Here is a 15,424-nt window from a genome sequence, read left to right on the forward strand (position 1 = left end):
AGAGTCCCTCGCAGCGCGCGCGCACCAGCGTTCCCGGCGGGACCGGGGTCGAACGCGCCACCTCGAGCGCCGTCCCGCTGCCGCACTCGCTGCGCGAGATGACCCTCCAGCAGGGGCACGGGTCGCAAGGTCCCGCGAGCGCCTTGCAGGCCTCGAGCTTCGCCGCTCCACCTCCCGGACGCACATCCTCGACCACGCAGTTCACCTGCGGGCCCGGGGCGGAGTCGGTGTCCTTGAGCGCCTGAAGGCAGGCCGCACCGAGCTTGTCCCGCACGAGCTGCCCCACCCGCGCCATGATCGGCACGAAGTCGGTCGTGCAGATCGGCGCCAGGAACGAACCCTGGCCGAGCCCGCTCACCACGGACCAGAGGCGAACGGACGGCGACGCGTTGACCAACGTGCCCTTCGCGCCGCAGCTCGGGGCGAGCCCGGGCATCGTGCCCTCCTTGATGACCTCGACCGGCTCCGGAGGGCCGGCGATGGCCACGAGCGCGGCCTGTCCGCCGGGCTTGAGGCCCTTGAGGAAGCTGACGTACTCCTGCACCTTGAAAAGGTACTCCTGCGACGGGACGCAGTTCTTGCGCGGACCGAGCTTGTTGCGGTCGTTCACGTCGCACGTCACGCCGAACTCGAAGCAGCGAAACGAGTTGAGCGGGCCGAGCGGGTCGCTGAGACCGTGCTGGCTCGGATCGAAGAGCGTCGTGTTCGCCGCCGAGCAGTCGTCCTCGTCGGTGACGAGCAGCACCACGAGCGGCGCCTCGGCGCGCAGGAACCCGCGGTTCACCCCCTTTTGCGGATCGAGGGCCAGGCGCATGGCCTGGAGCTGGTGTTCGAAGCCGCACCCGCCCGTGCCGAGCTGCGCGATGCACGAGAAGCCCTGGGTGATCTGCGCCACCGCGTCGCCGGCGCTCGGCACGTTGGTCTTGCCGTCGGCGTACTCGATCCACGGCAGCGACGGCGGCGTGCACTCCGCGATCCGGGGCTTGCTCTGCAGCCGACCCCCGTCCCCTCCCTTGGTCATGCAGGTGGGCAGGCCGTAGTCCGCCGCCCCGAGGTCCGTCGAGACGACCCCGATGCGGAGCGACGGAAGCCCTCCCGGCAGGAGCGCCATGGAGGTCACGAGCTGGGGCCAGGCCTTCGCCAGGAGCGACTGCTCCTCGGCCATGGTGTTCGAGTTGTCCACCACGACGAGGAAGTCCACCGCGCGCTGCGGGTTCACCGTGAAGAAGTGGTCCTTCTGTCGCGGCACGACGGGCGGGTCCCCGGACTGGGCGTCGGTCGAGGAGCCGCCGTCGCCGCCGAGGCTCGGACAGACGCTCGTCCCCCGGCACCCCGGGTCGGCGCAGTCCACCAGGCGGTCTCCGTCGTTGTCCACGAGATCGGAGCACTGCGCGTTACCGTGCTCGTAGTCCTCCTCGGCCGCCTTGCAGCCCGGGGCGAGCGCGAGGGCCACGCCGAGCCACGCGATGCGAACGCGCATGCAAGCTCCTCCTTCCTCTTTCCGTGACGAGCGTCGTCTGTCTACCGCGGACCGCGGAGATGCCGTATCGTAGCGCGCATGCAGGGCGAGGCGCCACGAATCCATCCCACCGCCACCGTGGACCCGGGCGCCGTCATCGGTGAGGAGACGCGCGTCTGGCACTACAGCCACGTCATGGCCGGCGCCCGCATCGGCGCGCGGTGCGTGCTCGGCCAGAACGTGTTCGTGGCCAGCGGCGCGACCGTCGGCAACGGGGTCAAGATCCAGAATAACGTCTCGATCTACGACGGCGTCTTCCTCGAGGACGACGTCTTCTGCGGTCCGTCGATGGTCTTCACGAACGTGATCGATCCGCGGGCCTTCATCGAACGTAAGAACGAGTACCGCCCGACGCGCGTCGGCCGCGGCGCGACCCTCGGCGCGAACGCGACCGTCCTCTGCGGGCACACCATCGGTCCCTACGCGATGGTCGGGGCTGGCGCTGTCGTGACGCACGATCTGCCGGCCCACGCGCTGGCGGTAGGAGTCCCCGCGCGCCAGGTCGGCTGGGTCTGCCGCTGCGGCGTGCGGCTTCCCGAGGCGGGCGCGACTCTGGCCTGCGAGGCCTGCGGAGCGAGCTATCGCCTGGTCTCGGGGCACCTCGAAGCGGAGCAGCGGACGTGAGCGGCAAAGAACCGGTGAACGTGGCCGTGCTGGGTGCCGGATACTGGGGGCGCAACTACGTGCGCAACCTGTCCGGGCTGCCCGAGGCGCGCCTTTCGTGGGTCTGCGACCTCGACCCCCGGGCCCGCGAGCGCGCCGCGACCGTCGCCCCCGAGGCGCAGGTCACCGCCGACTTCACGCAGATGCTCTCGGACCCCGCGGTGCAGGCCGTGGTCATCGCCACCAACGCCGCGCACCATCACGGCCACGGCCTGGCCGCGCTGCGCGCCGGCAAGCACGTGCTCGTCGAGAAGCCGATGGCCACCTCGGTGCGCGACGCGGAGGAGCTGGTACGCGCCTCCGAGGAGTACGAACGCATCCTGATGGTCGGGCACCTGATGCTCTACCATCCGGCCGTCGAGCGACTGCGCGCGATGGTGCAGGGCGGCGAGCTCGGGAAGATTCACTACCTCTACGCGCTGCGGGTGAACCTCGGGCAGATCCGGAGCGACGAGAACGCGCTCTGGAGCTTCGGCCCCCACGACCTCAGCATCATCCGCTACCTCCTCGGCGCCGAGCCCGAGAGCATCTCGGCGCGCGGGCAGGCCTACCTGCGCGCCGGCGTCGAGGACGTGGTCTTCGTGAACGTGGCCTTCCGCGACCACACCATGGCGCAGATCCAGCTGAGCTGGCTCGATCCCCACAAGGAGCGGCGGCTCACCGTCGTGGGCTCGCGCAAGATGGTGGTCTTCGACGACGTGCATCCGACGGAGAAGCTCCGCCTCTTCGACAAGGGCTTCGACCGTCCCCCCGAGTACGACTCGTACGGCGATTACCTCTCGCTGCGCAACGGCGACATCCACATCCCGCGCGTGGCCATGACCGAGCCGCTCACCGCGGAGTGTCGCCACTTCCTGCAAGCCGTGTCCGACGGTACCAGCGTGCGCTCGCCCGGCCACGAGGGGCTCGAGGTGGTGCGCCTTCTGGAAGCGGCGCAGCAATCGCTCGAGGCCGGGGGCGTGCCGGTCCGCTTTTCCTGAACCTCTCCGCGGCATCTCCAACAATCGCTGGATTTCTCCCGCGCGCATCGCTACAGTGCCGCGCATGAAGCACGTGGTCTTCGCTTCGTGTCGTGGTCCTTCCCTCCTCCTCCTGGCCCTGACGCTCCTCGGTTGCGAGCCGCCGCCCGACCGAACCGGTCGCCCGCCGGACGATCCTTCGACCGTCACCTTTCCGCTCGCACGGGATCCGCTCGACGCGGATCATCCGTATCCGGCCACGCGGCAGCTCGACCCCGCGACGGGGCGCTGGCGTCTCTCCCGGGGCGCGCTGGCCTTCACCACCGGAGCTCCAGTCAAGACGCGGGAGCTCTTCGCCCGCCTCGAGACCGAGCTCGGCGAGCTCGACGGCGTGGGGGCCACGGCGGTGGTGCGCATCCCGTACCGCGGAAGCCTCGTGAAGGAGTCTCTCGCCGCGGCGGTGCGAGTCCTGCCGCTCGGGGGCGGTCCGGCGGTGGCCGTCGAGGCGCGCCTCGAGGGGCAGACGCTCGAGCTCCGTCCGCAGGGGAGCTGGTCGAGCGGCGCGAGCTACGCGGTGCTGGTCCTCGCGGGCCAGCCCGGCGGCGCGCTCTCCTGCACGCCGGACGAGACGGTGAAGGAGCTCCTCGGCACCGAACCGCTCGCCGACCCCTCGTTGCGCGAGGAGCGACGACGCCTCGCTCCGCTCCTCGCCGCGAGCGGCCTCGCGCGCGAGCAGCTCTGCCTGGCCTTCACCTTTCGCGTGCAGGACACCGCCTTCGGCCTGCGCCAGCTACGGGAGCGGCTCGCCACGCTCGCGCGGACCCACGCGCCGCAGGTGACGATCACCGAGGTCGTTCCCGGGGCGCGGGTGAAGGGCCTCGAGGACGTGCGCGCCGTCGACCGCGTGCTCTACGGCACCTACCGCGCCCCCGAGCTGCGCGACGCACGCGGACACTTCATCCCCGCGCGGGTCACCGGGGGCGAGGAGCCGCCCTACGTGGAGCTCCGCTTCGGCCTCGCGCTGCCGCGACGTGCGCAGCCCGGGTCCGGCCCCTTCCCCGTGGTGATGGGCATCCACGGCTTCGGCGGCAGCATCGACACCACGCTCCCGCTCTACGCGCGCTACCTGGCGGAAGCGGGCTTCGCCTACCTGACCATCGACGGCGTGGACCACGGCAGTCGCTCGAACGGCACGCCGGCGGAGATCACCTTCCTCGACGCGTCCGACCTGCGGCGCACGCGCGACCGCTTCCGACAGACCCTCGCCGACCTGTACCAGCTCCGGCTGACCGTGGCGGCCGGCTCCTTCGTCGACGGAGAGCGCCAGCTCCTCATGCGCACGCGCGTGCGGTGGTCGGGGGGCTCGTACGGCGGCATCATGGGCACGATGCTCGCGGCCCTCGACCCGGAGCTCGAGGCCGCGCACGTCGAGGCCTGCGGCGGCCCCTGGCGCGACGTGATGCTCCACACCGCCGCCTCGTCGATCCTGGACATGTTCGTGGCGGTGCAGCTCGGCATGTCCCCGGGCGACCCACGCTTCCGCGGACTCATCCGGCGCTACCTCGAGCTGGCGCAGTGGGTGCTCGACGCCGGCGACGTGTCGGCCGCAGCCCAGCACGTCCTCCGGCAGCCGCTCGACGGTCGCCCGCACCGCCGCCTGCTCATGCAGTACTGGCTCGGAGATCAGCTCATGCCGCGGCAGGCGAGCGACCTCCTCGCCGACGCGCTCGGCGCCCCGGCCAACCGCACGCTGGAGAACGCCGAGGGGGTGATCGGCATCTGGCGCTACGACGTGACCGAATGGGGCCTCACCCCGGGCACCGAAGCCCACGGCGCCTTCTGGCGCATTCCCGCCGCGCGCGCGCAGGCCGTGCGCTTTCTCAGCTCCTTCGGCACGAGCATCACGCCGCCCGATCGCAACTGAGGGCCCGGTGGGCCGCGCCGAGGCGGGCTCCTGCGGGACTAGGGACCGCTGACCCCAGCGCGAGCGGCGGCAGTGGCCAGGCTCGGCTCCTCGGGCCGTCGTCGGCGCCCGCGGCAACTCGTCGAGATCGTGGGGCCTCTCCAACGGTCGGGGCCGGCACGCGCATTGCTCTAGGTCAGTCCCGACCGGAGCTACCGATGCCACGATCACGCGCTCACCTGGGACTCCTGCTGCTGGCCTCGCTCGGCCTCCTCGGCGCGCCGCGCGAAGCGAGCGCCGCCGGCGCCACCGAAGGCCTGGCCGAGCAGATGCAGCACCTCAACTCGCCCCTCTTCAACCTGCGGGCCCTGAGCCCGCACGAGCAGCAGCGCCTGGTCGGCGAGCACCGCCAGGCTCTCTACCGCCTCGCGCGTCGCCACGGGTGGCGTCCGACGGAGGGCCCGCGCGCGGGGCACCCTCCCGTCACCTCCGACGAGGTGCTGAAGGACGCCCTCTTCACGGCCGCCGACTACGCCTGGCGCGCGAGCCACGGCCGCATCGCCGTGCTGCGCATGGTGCGCACCGTGGCCGAGCTGATCTCGGCCGCGCTCTGGGAAGTGCAGCTCACCGCCGAGGCCATCGCCGGCCATCCCCGACAGGGCCTCGAGGCCGACCCCGACTGGCAGGCCGACCGCCAGGTGGAGCGCCTCCTCGGCCCCTCTCCCCGCCCCGAGACCTTGAGCCGCCTGTAGCCGTCGAAGAGGTGATCGCTCGGAGGACCTCGCCCCACTAGGTGGTCAAGCCCATCGCTGACCACCTAGAGGGAGGCCATGCATCACGTCACGCGTCGTGCCCGCGTCCGTCGTCTTCTCGCCCTTCGCCCCTTTCGCCCCGCACCTTCGCTGATGTCCGGCCTGCTCGGCCTGCTCGGCCTGCTCGGCCTCGTGGCACGCGCCGGGGCGCAGACGCCGCCGCCGAGCGCGGGCTGGCCCACGGTGGCCGGCACGCCGCAGCGCACGAGCTGGACCACCGACGAGGTGAGCGGCGCGCTGAAGGTGGATTGGTACCGGCCCATCGAGGCCTATATCGATCAAAAGGTGCAGGTGATCGCCACGGCGGGGAAGGTCTACCTTTCCACGTCGAAGGGGCTCTACGCCTTCGACGCCGCCACGGGCGCGCTGGCCTTCCGCTACGACACCGAGCTCCCGCTCGGCCACTCCCCGACGGTGGCGGGGGGCGTGGCGTACGTCGGCGGCTACGACAAGAAGCTCCACGCCGTGGACGCGACGACCGGCAAGGCGCGCTGGGTCTTCGACGGCGCCCGCGCCGGCTTCAACACGAACCCGCTGGTCCTGGACGGCCGCGTCTACGCCGGCTCGCGCGACGGCTACTTCTACGCGCTCGACGCCGCGACGGGGCGCCTCGTCTGGCAGTACCCACGCGCCGGGGAAGCGCCGCTCGGACCGATCATGCTCTCGGCGGCCCACGACGCGGGGACCCTCTACTTCGCCTCCAACAACATGTTCGCCTACGCGCTCCGGGCCAGCGACGGCACGCTCCTCTGGCGCTCGAGCAAGCTCCCGGGGCTGCAGCTCCAGTCCTTCTGGCCGGTGGTCTACGGCAACCTGGTGCTCTTCTCGACGGCCTTCGCCTACCGGCCGGGCAAGCCGGGCAAGGACAGCCTCGACGGGTTCCAGCTCCAGGACCTCTTTCCCGAGATGACCGAGGGGACGCTGGTCGGCACGGAGGTCACGCCCCCGGCCTGGGCGCAGGGCCGCACCACGCTGCGCGCAAGCCGCGTCACCGAGTACCTCGAGAAGCGACCCACGGCCACCGACCCGCGCAAGGGGAAGCCCTGGCGCCGCGTCGTGGTCGCGCTGAACAAGAGCACGGGCGTCGAGTACACCTACGACTCCGACGGTGACGGCAACCCCGAGTACCTCCCCGCCACCTTCTGGGGCACGGGCTCGGGCAACTACTACCCGCCCATCGTGGCGCCGAACGGCAACCTCTACTTCAACGGCGCGTGGCGCTGCTGCGGGGACGCGAAGGGGCGGGTCTACGCCTGGAACCCCGCCGACCCGGGGCTACTGGCCTACGCCGGCGGCTCGGCGCAGGGGGGCGGCGGCTTCGGCGCGCTCGCCGAACCACAAGCGCTCTCCGGAGCCGGAAGCACGATCTACCGCAGCATCTGCTGCGACCGGGTGCTCGACTGGTTCAAGACCACGCCCGGGCTGAATCCGGGGCAGGCGCAGGGGCAGGCCTACAGCTACGACCTCTCCAAGCTCGCCCCCGGCTACGACAGCATGTGGACCATCCTGCCCGGGTGGCCGCGTCTTCAGGGCTGGTACAAGGGGACCACGAGCAGCCCGAACGGCATCTACCACAACCACGGCGATCAGAACCCCGCCGTCCCGTACGGCGGGCGCGTCTTCATCCACCGGAGCAACGCGCTCATCGCCTTCTCGCCGACGGGGGCGGGCACGGCGCATCCGCTGCTCCCCATCGTCGCGGCGACGGACGCGGTGAGCGCGCCGAGCGCAGACGAGCTCAAGGCGCGGCTGGCGAGCGAGGTGCGAAAGCTCGTCGACGCGGGGCACCTGCGCCCCGGCTACTACAATACCTCGCAGTTCGTGAACGCGGGCCCCCTCGACGCGTACTTCGAGAACCCGGGCGACACGCTCTACAGCCTGGCCCTCGCGTATCCCCACCTGCCGGCCGAGCTGCAGGGGCGCGTGAAGGCCTACCTCGAAAATCAGGTGAAGACCTTCTTCGACCCCGCGATGCACGCCACCATCGGCTGGGCCACCGGCGCCGCGCGCGAGGACAGCGAGGTGCCGCCCGACATCGCGCCGCTCTTCGCGAGCTACCCGGCCAAGGCCGCGAGCCCCGGCTTCAGCTGGAGCTACCCGCCCTTCAACTTCTACGCGCTGGCGAAGGTGGCGGAGCGCGTCCCGGGGACGGACGTGGCCAAGCTCTACGCCCTCGCCAAGGGCAAGCTCCAGGTGCCGGTCTCGAACCTGGCCACCGACGACTGGTTCAAGCAGCGCCCCTACGAACACAACGCCTGGATCGGCGGCTACGTGGGCTTCCTCGAGCTCCAGCAGCGCGCCGGGATGCAGACCACCGACGCCGCGCTCCGCACCCGCGTGCAGGCGGAGCTCGACCGCCTGCTCGCCCTGCGCAAGACGCTCTTCAGCAAGGACACCTACTGGATCCGGCCGGCGGAGAACTACTTCAACTACCACCGCAAGCACCTGGACGTGGCGCGCAACTTCCTCTATCTCACGCCGCGCCTCGCCGAACATCTGGCGCGCGAGGTTCCCGCCGCCCGGGTCGCTCTGGCCGAGTACGAGTACCTCGCGCCCTACTGGTTCGTCTCGCGCTACGAGGCCACCAAGGGTGAGGGCGTGATGCAGCCGCTCTACGACGTGCCCGCGCTCTTCCAGGCGCGCGCGCTGCTGCTCAAGCAGAGCCGGCAAGCGCTCTACAAGGTCCTCGACGTGCCGGCCTTCGCCCGCGGAGACCTCTTCTACCTGCAGAACCTGACCCTCGCGATCGAGGCCTCCGACGACGGCAGCGCGCCGAAGCCACCGCTCCCCGACGGAGGCGGCGCCCCGGGTGGCGGCGGCTCGGGAGACGGCGGGCTCGCGGGCGGTCCCGGGGGCGGCGCGGGAGGCCAGGGCGGCCACGGCGACGGCGGCGCGAGCGGCGGGGCGAACGGTGGCGCGAACGGTGGCGCGACGGGGTCGGGCTCGAGCGGCGGCGCGGAGAGCGATCGCGCGCAGGCCGCCGGCGGCTGCGCGGTGGGAGCGGGGTCGCTGTCGATCGAGGGCGGGCTCGGGATCGGGATCTTGCTGCTCGCCTCGAGCAGGCGTCGATTCCTGGCAGCCCTCATTCGGCGCCGACGGCGCGCCTGATCTCCGCTTCCGCGACGCGAACCTCCTCTACAGACTCGATGTGGCCGCGCCGCGCCTCGAGCGCATCCCTCCGGATCAGGATGAGTTCGAAGAGGCCGATCTTTCCCGCGCGGTAGGCGGTTGCGAGCAGCGAGAGGTTCTCCTGCGCGGCCTGCACGACCTCCCCCTCGTAGGCGCGAGCAGCCTCGCGGGCCACGACGAGGCGTGAATGAGCGAGGAGCACCTCCTGGCGCACGCGTCGGAGCGTGGCCTCGAGCGCTCGCTGCGCCTGGATGAGCCGCGCCCCTGCGGCTCCCCGGCTCGCTTGATTACGGTTGAAGACCGGCAGCTCGAAAGACAGCGTGCCCAGGATCGCGTCCGCGCCCTCCTCGCGCTGGTAGCGGGCACCGAGGCGCGGGCGCGGCAACCACTCCTTCCGCGAGAGCCGACCTTCGGCTACCGCGGCCTCGACCCCGCGACGCGCCGCAACGAGATCGGCCCTCGCGCCCTCAGCGCTCCTGACCAGCGTTCCTACGTCCTCGGTGGGCGACAGCCCTGTCTTCAAGTCCCCCTGCAGGCGGAGCTCGTCGGTCGGCTCCAGTGCGAGCAGCATCCGGAGCTCCTTGTGGCCGACCGCCAGGCGCTGGGTCGCCAGCTTCAGCTCGCGGGACGCGCGACCGACCTCGATTCGCGCCGTGTTGACCTCGATCTTCGAGCCGTCACCAACCTCGAAGCGCTTCTCCGCCGCCTTCAGCGTCTGCCGGGCGAGCTCCACCGCCTGCCTCGCAAGGCCCAGGAGCTCTGCGGCGGCCAGGGCGCGGGCGAAGGCGACGCGCACCTCGGCCGCGAGCTCGTTCCTCCTCGTTGCCAGGCGGGCCTTGGAGGCGCCGATCTCCGCGCGGGCTAGGCCGATCCGGGCGCCTCTCTGGCCGGAGAGCTCGAGCTGCTGGCTGAGCTCGGCATCGACCTCGAGCTCGCCCCCGCGCGCCGATCGCCGGGCCCCGACGGCGATCCCCACCTCGGGGTTGGCCTGAAGGAGTAGGCTGGCGCCGCGAAGGCGCGCCTGACCCGCGATCACCTCGGCGCTGAGCGACGCCAGCTCCGGGTTGCGCTCGAGGGCGAGCCGCACGGCCCCATCCGCGGTCAGGGTCCGAACCGGCCCGGCGACTGCGGGCAAGGCAAAGAGACTGGCGAGCGCGACGTGACGAAGCAAACGCGTCATGAGGGGTCTCCTTCCACCGCGCCAAGGCCCGCGTCGTCCGGCGCCAGCTCGCTCTTCCCCCTCCGGCCGCCGCTGCCGGAGGTGCCGAAGGCGGTAAAGAGCACCGGCAGCACCAGCAGCGTGAGGAGCGTCGACGAGAGCACGCCTCCAATGACCACGGTCGCCAGCGGCCGCTGCACCTCGGCTCCCGGCCCGGTCGCCAGCGCCATGGGCAAGAAGCCCAGCGACGCCACCGAGGCGGTCATGAGCACGGGACGCAGGCGCGAGCGCGCCCCCTCCCGCACCGCTTGGGCGAGCTCGACCCCGCGATCGAGGAGCTGGCGGATCCGCGACACCAGGACCAACCCGTTCAGCACCGCGACGCCAAAGAGGGCGACGAACCCGACCGCCGCCGACACCGAGAACGGAAGGCCCCGGACGAGCAGGGCGAGCACGCCTCCGACCAGGGCGAAGGGGACCCCGCTGAAGATCCGCACGCTGTCCATGACCTGTGGGCTCGAGAGGTAAAGGAGGAAGAAGACCAGCGCGAGCGCGAGCGGAACCACGATAGCGAGGCGGGTTCTCGCTCGCGCGAGGTGCTCGAACTGGCCGCCGAAGCGCACGTAGTAGCCGGAGGGGAGCTTGACCTTCTCATCGATGGCCAGGCGCGCGAGCTCGACGAACCGGCCCAGATCAGCGCCACGCACGTTGGCTTGCACGACGATCCTCCGCTTGCCCCACTCACGCTGGATGGTCGTCGGCCCTGAGACCTCCTTGATGCTCGTCAGCCGACCCAGGGGGATCCGCTCGCCGGCCGGGCCCGCGACGAGCACCGCGCGCACGGCCGTCGCGTCGCGGTACTCCTCCGCGAGACGCACGCCGAGGTCGAAGCGGCGCTGTCCCTCCCGGATCTCGCCGGCCCTGCGTACCCCCATGGCCTCGACCACGTCCAGGACGCTCCGCGCGGGAATGCCATGGCGAGCGATCGCGTCCTGATCGACGGTCACCTCCAGGACCGGCTGGCCGGTCACCTGCTCGATGGTGACGTCAGCGGCGCCAGGGAGCGTGCGCACGGCCGCCTCGATCTCTCTGGCCTTGGCCTTGAGCACCTCGAGGTCGTCGCCGAAGAGCTTGATCCCCACGTCGGTGCGAACCCCGGCGACCATCTCGTTGACACGCATCTCGATGGGCTGGGTGAAGCTCAGGCGCATCCCCGGAATACCTTCGAGCTCTGCCTGGAGCTCCCGCACGAGCTCCGCCTGCGTACGGGCCCGGCGCCACTCGCCCCGGGGCCTGAGGGCGAGAAACAAATCCGAGACCTCGACGCCCATCGGATCGGTCGCCACCTCCGGGGTCCCGGTGCGGGTCCAGGCCCGCGCCACCTCGTTCGGGAACTTCTCGAGGACGATCCTTTCCAGCTTCTCGCCGATGCGCACCGACTCGCCGAGCGAGATGTCGGCGAGGCGCACCGTGTTGATGACGATCGTCCCCTCGGAGAGACGCGGGATGAACTCGCTGCCCAGGCGCGAAGCCGCGAGCGCCGTCGCGACGAGGAGCACGAGCGCCGCGGCGATCACGGCCTTCGGGCGGCCCATCGTCCACTCGAGCGCCGGGCTATAGACCCGCTTGAGCCACCGCACCAGCCGCGGCTCGGCGTACCCACCCTTGCGCAGCGCGAAGGAGGCGAGCGCTGGCGCGAGCGTAATCGACAGCACGACGGACCCGAGCAGGGCGAAGACGACGGTCAGGGCCATCGGCCGGAAGAGCTTCCCCTCGACCCCTTCGAGCGTCAGGATCGGCAGGTAGACGAGCGCGATGATGAGCTCGCCGAAGAGGGTGGGTTTGCGCACCTCGACGGCCGCATCACGGACCACCTCGAGGACGCTCCTGCGTCCCGGGTCGAGTCCCAGCTGTCGCTCGGCGTTCTCCACCAGGATGACCGAGCTGTCGACGACGAGGCCGAAGTCGATGGCGCCGAGCGACATCAGCGTCCCCGCGATGCCGAAGCGGCTCATCGCGTTGAAGGCGAAGAGCATCGAGAGCGGGATCGCCGCCGCCACGATCAGCCCCGCGCGCAGGTTGCCGAGAAAAACGAACAGCAGCGCGATGACGAGCAACGCACCCTCGAGGAGGTTGTTTCGCACCGTGCGCAGGACCAGGTCGACGAGCTCGGTGCGCTGGTAGACCGGCGCCACCTCGACCCCGGTGGGCAACGTCCTGGCCACCTCGCGCAGGCGCTGGGCCAGCGCCGTGGTCACTGCGTGGCTGTTCTCGCCGATCAGCATGAAGCCGAGCCCGAGCACGACCTCGCCCTGCCCGTCGGCGGTGACCGCCGCGCGTCGGATCTCGTGGCCCACCTCAACCGTGGCCACGTCGCGAATGCGCACCGAGACCCCATCGTGCGCGGCAAGGACCACCCCCGCCACCGCCTCTCGCGTGCGGAGGGCCCCGATGCCGAGCACCAGGCTCGAGGCGCCCCCCCGCTCGAGGACGCCCCCGCCGACGTTGGCGTTGTTACGCTCTAGCGCCTGGTAGACGTCGCCGAGCGAGAGGCCGTACTTCTGCAGCCGCCTGGGGTCGACGACCACGTGCCACTGACGCTCGTTGCCGCCCCACGCGTTGACCTCTGCGACACCAGCGACCGTGCGGAGCTGCGGTGCGATCACCCAGTCGTGCAGCGTGCGCAGCTCCTCCAGGCTCTTGCCCTTGCCCTTGACGAGGTAGTGGAAGACCTCGCCGAGCCCGGTGGACACCAAGCCGAGCGCCGGCTTCGCCACCCAGTCCGGCAGGTCGACCCGGTTCATCCGCTCGGCCACCTGCTGTCGCGCGAACCAGAGGTCTGTCCCGTCGAGAAAGCGGATCGTGATCTGCGACAGACCGAACTTGGAGATGGAACGGATCTCCTCGACTCGAGGCAGGCCGCCGAGGGACTGCTCGAGCGGCGCGGTGATCTGCCGCTCCACCTCGAGGGGCGCGAGCGCCGGCGCCACGGTGTTGATCTGGACCTGGGTCGGCGTCGTGTCGGGGAAGGCGTCGATCGGCAGGTCGTGAAAGGCGAACAGGCCGGCGGCGACCACGACAAGCCAGGCGACCAGGATCGCCCAGCGATGTCGGAGGGCCCAGTCGATGATCCTGGTGAGCAAGGGCGTTCCTCCGGTTAATCGTCGGCGCAGCCGGCGCCCATCGCGTCCTTCAGGATCTCGCTCTTGAGCAGGAACGCCCCGGTGGTCACGACCTCGGCCCCGGCGGAGAGCCCCGCGAGCACCTCCACCTCGCTGCCAGCCTGGGCTCCGAGGTGGACCTGGACGGGCTTGTACTCCGACGCGGCCGTCTTGATGAAGACGAGGGCCCGCCCTTCCGCGCGCTGAACTGCGTCACGCGGTACGAGCAGCGCCTTGCGCCTCGCCGTAACCTCGATGCGGGCGCGCACGAAGAGGCCGGCACGCAACGAGCGGTCCTGGTTCGGCAGATCGACGCGAGCTCGTACGGTGCGGGTGTTTGCATCGACCGAAGCGCCGATGCGATCGATCGTCCCTTCCCGGAGCGCTCCACCGAGGCCCTCGAACCGTAGGGTCACCTTCTGTCCGCGGCGCACCGAGGCAGCAGCGTCCTCCGGCACCTCGAGGATCGCCCACATGCTCGCCAGATCCGCCACGGCGACGAGCGGCACCTCCCCCGTGACGCTCTTGCCCATGACCGCCTCGCGGCTGACCACCGTGCCCGCGAACGGCGAGGTGAGGACGTAACGACCTCCGGCACCGGAAGTCCCCGCGCCGGACGCGCCCAGCGCCGCCCGGGCCGCGTCGAGCTCGGCCTTCGCCGCGGCGACCTCGGTTCGAGCGGCGTCGACGCTCTTCCTCGAGCTGATACCGCTCTCGACCAGAGCCTGTTCGCGCGCGAGCGTCGCCCGGGCCGCGTCGAGGCGTGCGCGGGCAGCGGCGAGCTTCGACTGCTGCTCGCCCACGCCGCTCGAGGCGAGCACGACCAGGGCCTGGCCCCGCTTCACCTCGTCGCCGATGTCGACCTTCACCTCCAGGACCAGCGCCTCGCCCCGCGCGGAGAGCTTGGCGTGGCGGTTCTGGTTGAACTGGATCTGCCCGACGACATCGATTCCCGTGGCGAGGGGCCGGGGGGTGGCTCGGATCGTCTCGATGCCGGCGAGCCGCCCCTTCTCGGGCGACGAGAGCTTCACCACGGTGCCGGGCTTCGGGTAGACGGGCAGCTCGTGGCCGGCGGCCCTGACCCGCTCCGGGTGGCAGACCGGGCACACCGACTCGGGGAGCCCGTGCTCCCGGCAGAAGTCGCCTTCCTCGATGAACTTGGCGATGAGCTCGGGCCTGCACTTGGTGCACTTCGCCTCCGGCACGCCATGCTCGTTGCACCACGGCTCGCTCGGCGCGGGCTCGGCGGCCTTGGAGGAGGTGAGGCTTGGGTTGCACTTCAGGCACTGGGACTCCGGCACTCCGTGCTCGTCGCACCAGTCGCCCTTGGCCTTGAACACTGCCTCGAGCTTCGGATTGCAGCGGGCACAGAGGGCCTTCTTGGCCCCGTGCTCGCACGTGTCCGAGACGGCCTGCGCGCGAGCGGGGGCCGGCTCGTTGCGCGTGCACGAGGCGGCACCGCCCAGAAGCGGGAACAGAAGCACGAACACGGCTAGAGTCCGCATGTAACCTCCATCGCGACGGAGAGCCATCGCGACCAGACCAAGAAGAGGAACCGGTTACTCGACGAAGGAGAGCCCGCCGCCGCAAGCACGCGCCTGTCCGTCGGCAAGACGCACCACTCCCGAGGTCGACGGGTCTCAGGTCCTGGGAGGATGAAAGACGCCCGGGGTCCTGCCCAAGGGGAGGGGCGAGGGAGGTTCGAAAACCACGCGAGCTACCTCGGCAGCAGGTCGCAGCGGCTCGACGGGCGCGGAGAGGACGCTGAGGACGATCCTGGCGCACGAGCCCGAGGTGCAGTTCGGAGGGCACTCCCGCCCGGCGAGAGACCCCTCGCAGTCCGACTCGCACTCCACCTCTGGACCGGTCGCGGCTAGGAAGATGGTGGGTACGCCGGAGGCCAAGAGCGCGAAGGCGACCACGGCCACCGATCTCAGCAGGGCTGCTCTCGCGCGGGGGCGCGTCATCTGGCCTCGCCGTGCTGGGTGCGCTCTCTGCAAAGGGGGATGCGCTGTTCCTCTCGCTGTCGCGCCGGCTTCGTTACCATTCGTGTGCAAATGTAACGTGACCGTCGAGAGTGTCAAGCAGGGGGGAACGGCGGGAGGGCCACCAGCGCGGC

9 protein-coding genes are annotated in these 15,424 nt (G+C 71.1%); 5 read left to right on the top strand and 4 right to left on the bottom strand.

Annotation, left to right across the window (positions count from 1 at the left end):
- A partial coding sequence (locus IT371_29445) for a hypothetical protein (protein ID MCC6751814.1) occupies positions 1–1,480 on the bottom strand: 1,480 nt, incomplete at its 3' end.
- A 78-nt stretch (positions 1,481–1,558) separates the two neighbouring features.
- Here IT371_29445 and IT371_29450 point away from each other — a divergent pair.
- From IT371_29450 to IT371_29470, 5 genes are all read left to right on the top strand, one after another.
- Positions 1,559–2,143 (top strand): N-acetyltransferase, encoded by a 585-nt coding sequence (locus IT371_29450; GenBank protein ID MCC6751815.1) that lies wholly within the window; start codon positions 1,559–1,561, stop codon positions 2,141–2,143.
- Positions 2,140–3,162: a Gfo/Idh/MocA family oxidoreductase gene (locus tag IT371_29455; GenBank protein ID MCC6751816.1), complete on the top strand. Its 1,023-nt coding sequence runs from the start codon at positions 2,140–2,142 to the stop codon at positions 3,160–3,162. Before IT371_29450 ends, IT371_29455 begins: the two co-directional genes overlap by 4 nt.
- Before the next feature lie 64 nt (positions 3,163–3,226).
- Positions 3,227–5,065 (top strand): hypothetical protein, encoded by a 1,839-nt coding sequence (locus IT371_29460; protein MCC6751817.1) that lies wholly within the window; start codon positions 3,227–3,229, stop codon positions 5,063–5,065.
- A 197-nt stretch (positions 5,066–5,262) separates the two neighbouring features.
- The gene (locus IT371_29465; GenBank protein MCC6751818.1) at positions 5,263–5,796 is read left to right on the top strand and encodes a hypothetical protein; all 534 of its coding nucleotides are present in this window, start codon (positions 5,263–5,265) and stop codon (positions 5,794–5,796) included.
- Positions 5,797–5,874: 78 nt separating this feature from the next.
- Complete coding sequence (locus tag IT371_29470; protein ID MCC6751819.1) at positions 5,875–8,964, top strand: PQQ-binding-like beta-propeller repeat protein; 3,090 nt, start codon at positions 5,875–5,877, stop codon at positions 8,962–8,964.
- Here the strand turns inward: IT371_29470 and IT371_29475 are convergent.
- Genes IT371_29475 through IT371_29485 form a run of 3 tightly spaced genes read right to left on the bottom strand, consistent with a single transcriptional unit; the run spans position 8,939 to position 14,810 of the window.
- Positions 8,939–10,165: a TolC family protein gene (locus IT371_29475; protein MCC6751820.1), complete on the bottom strand. Its 1,227-nt coding sequence runs from the start codon at positions 10,163–10,165 to the stop codon at positions 8,939–8,941. The two genes, IT371_29470 and IT371_29475, sit on opposite strands and share 26 nt — an antisense overlap.
- Positions 10,162–13,287 carry an efflux RND transporter permease subunit gene (locus tag IT371_29480; protein ID MCC6751821.1) on the bottom strand — a complete coding sequence of 1,042 codons (3,126 nt, stop codon included), beginning with the start codon at positions 13,285–13,287 and terminating at the stop codon, positions 10,162–10,164. The genes IT371_29475 and IT371_29480 overlap by 4 nt, the downstream gene beginning before the upstream one ends.
- 14 nt (positions 13,288–13,301) lie before the next feature.
- A complete protein-coding gene (locus IT371_29485) occupies positions 13,302–14,810 on the bottom strand; it encodes an efflux RND transporter periplasmic adaptor subunit (protein ID MCC6751822.1) in 1,509 nt (502 codons plus the stop codon).
- Between the last annotated feature and the right edge of the window lie 614 nt (positions 14,811–15,424).

It is taken from the genome of Deltaproteobacteria bacterium (genome assembly GCA_020848905.1).
In the GTDB taxonomy this organism is placed as follows: Bacteria; Myxococcota_A; Polyangia.

What these genes read in the sequence shown, in the direction of transcription:
- IT371_29460 (MCC6751817.1), top strand. Translation starts at nt 3,227, where the DNA reads ATGAAGCACGTGGTCTTCGCTTCGTGTCGTGGTCCTTCCCTCCTCCTC.
- IT371_29470 (MCC6751819.1), top strand. Translation starts at nt 5,875, where the DNA reads ATGCATCACGTCACGCGTCGTGCCCGCGTCCGTCGTCTTCTCGCCCTT.
- IT371_29465 (MCC6751818.1), top strand. Translation starts at nt 5,263, where the DNA reads ATGCCACGATCACGCGCTCACCTGGGACTCCTGCTGCTGGCCTCGCTC.
- IT371_29450 (MCC6751815.1), top strand. Translation starts at nt 1,559, where the DNA reads ATGCAGGGCGAGGCGCCACGAATCCATCCCACCGCCACCGTGGACCCG.
- IT371_29485 (MCC6751822.1), bottom strand. Translation starts at nt 14,810, where the DNA reads ATGCGGACTCTAGCCGTGTTCGTGCTTCTGTTCCCGCTTCTGGGCGGT.
- IT371_29475 (MCC6751820.1), bottom strand. Translation starts at nt 10,165, where the DNA reads ATGACGCGTTTGCTTCGTCACGTCGCGCTCGCCAGTCTCTTTGCCTTG.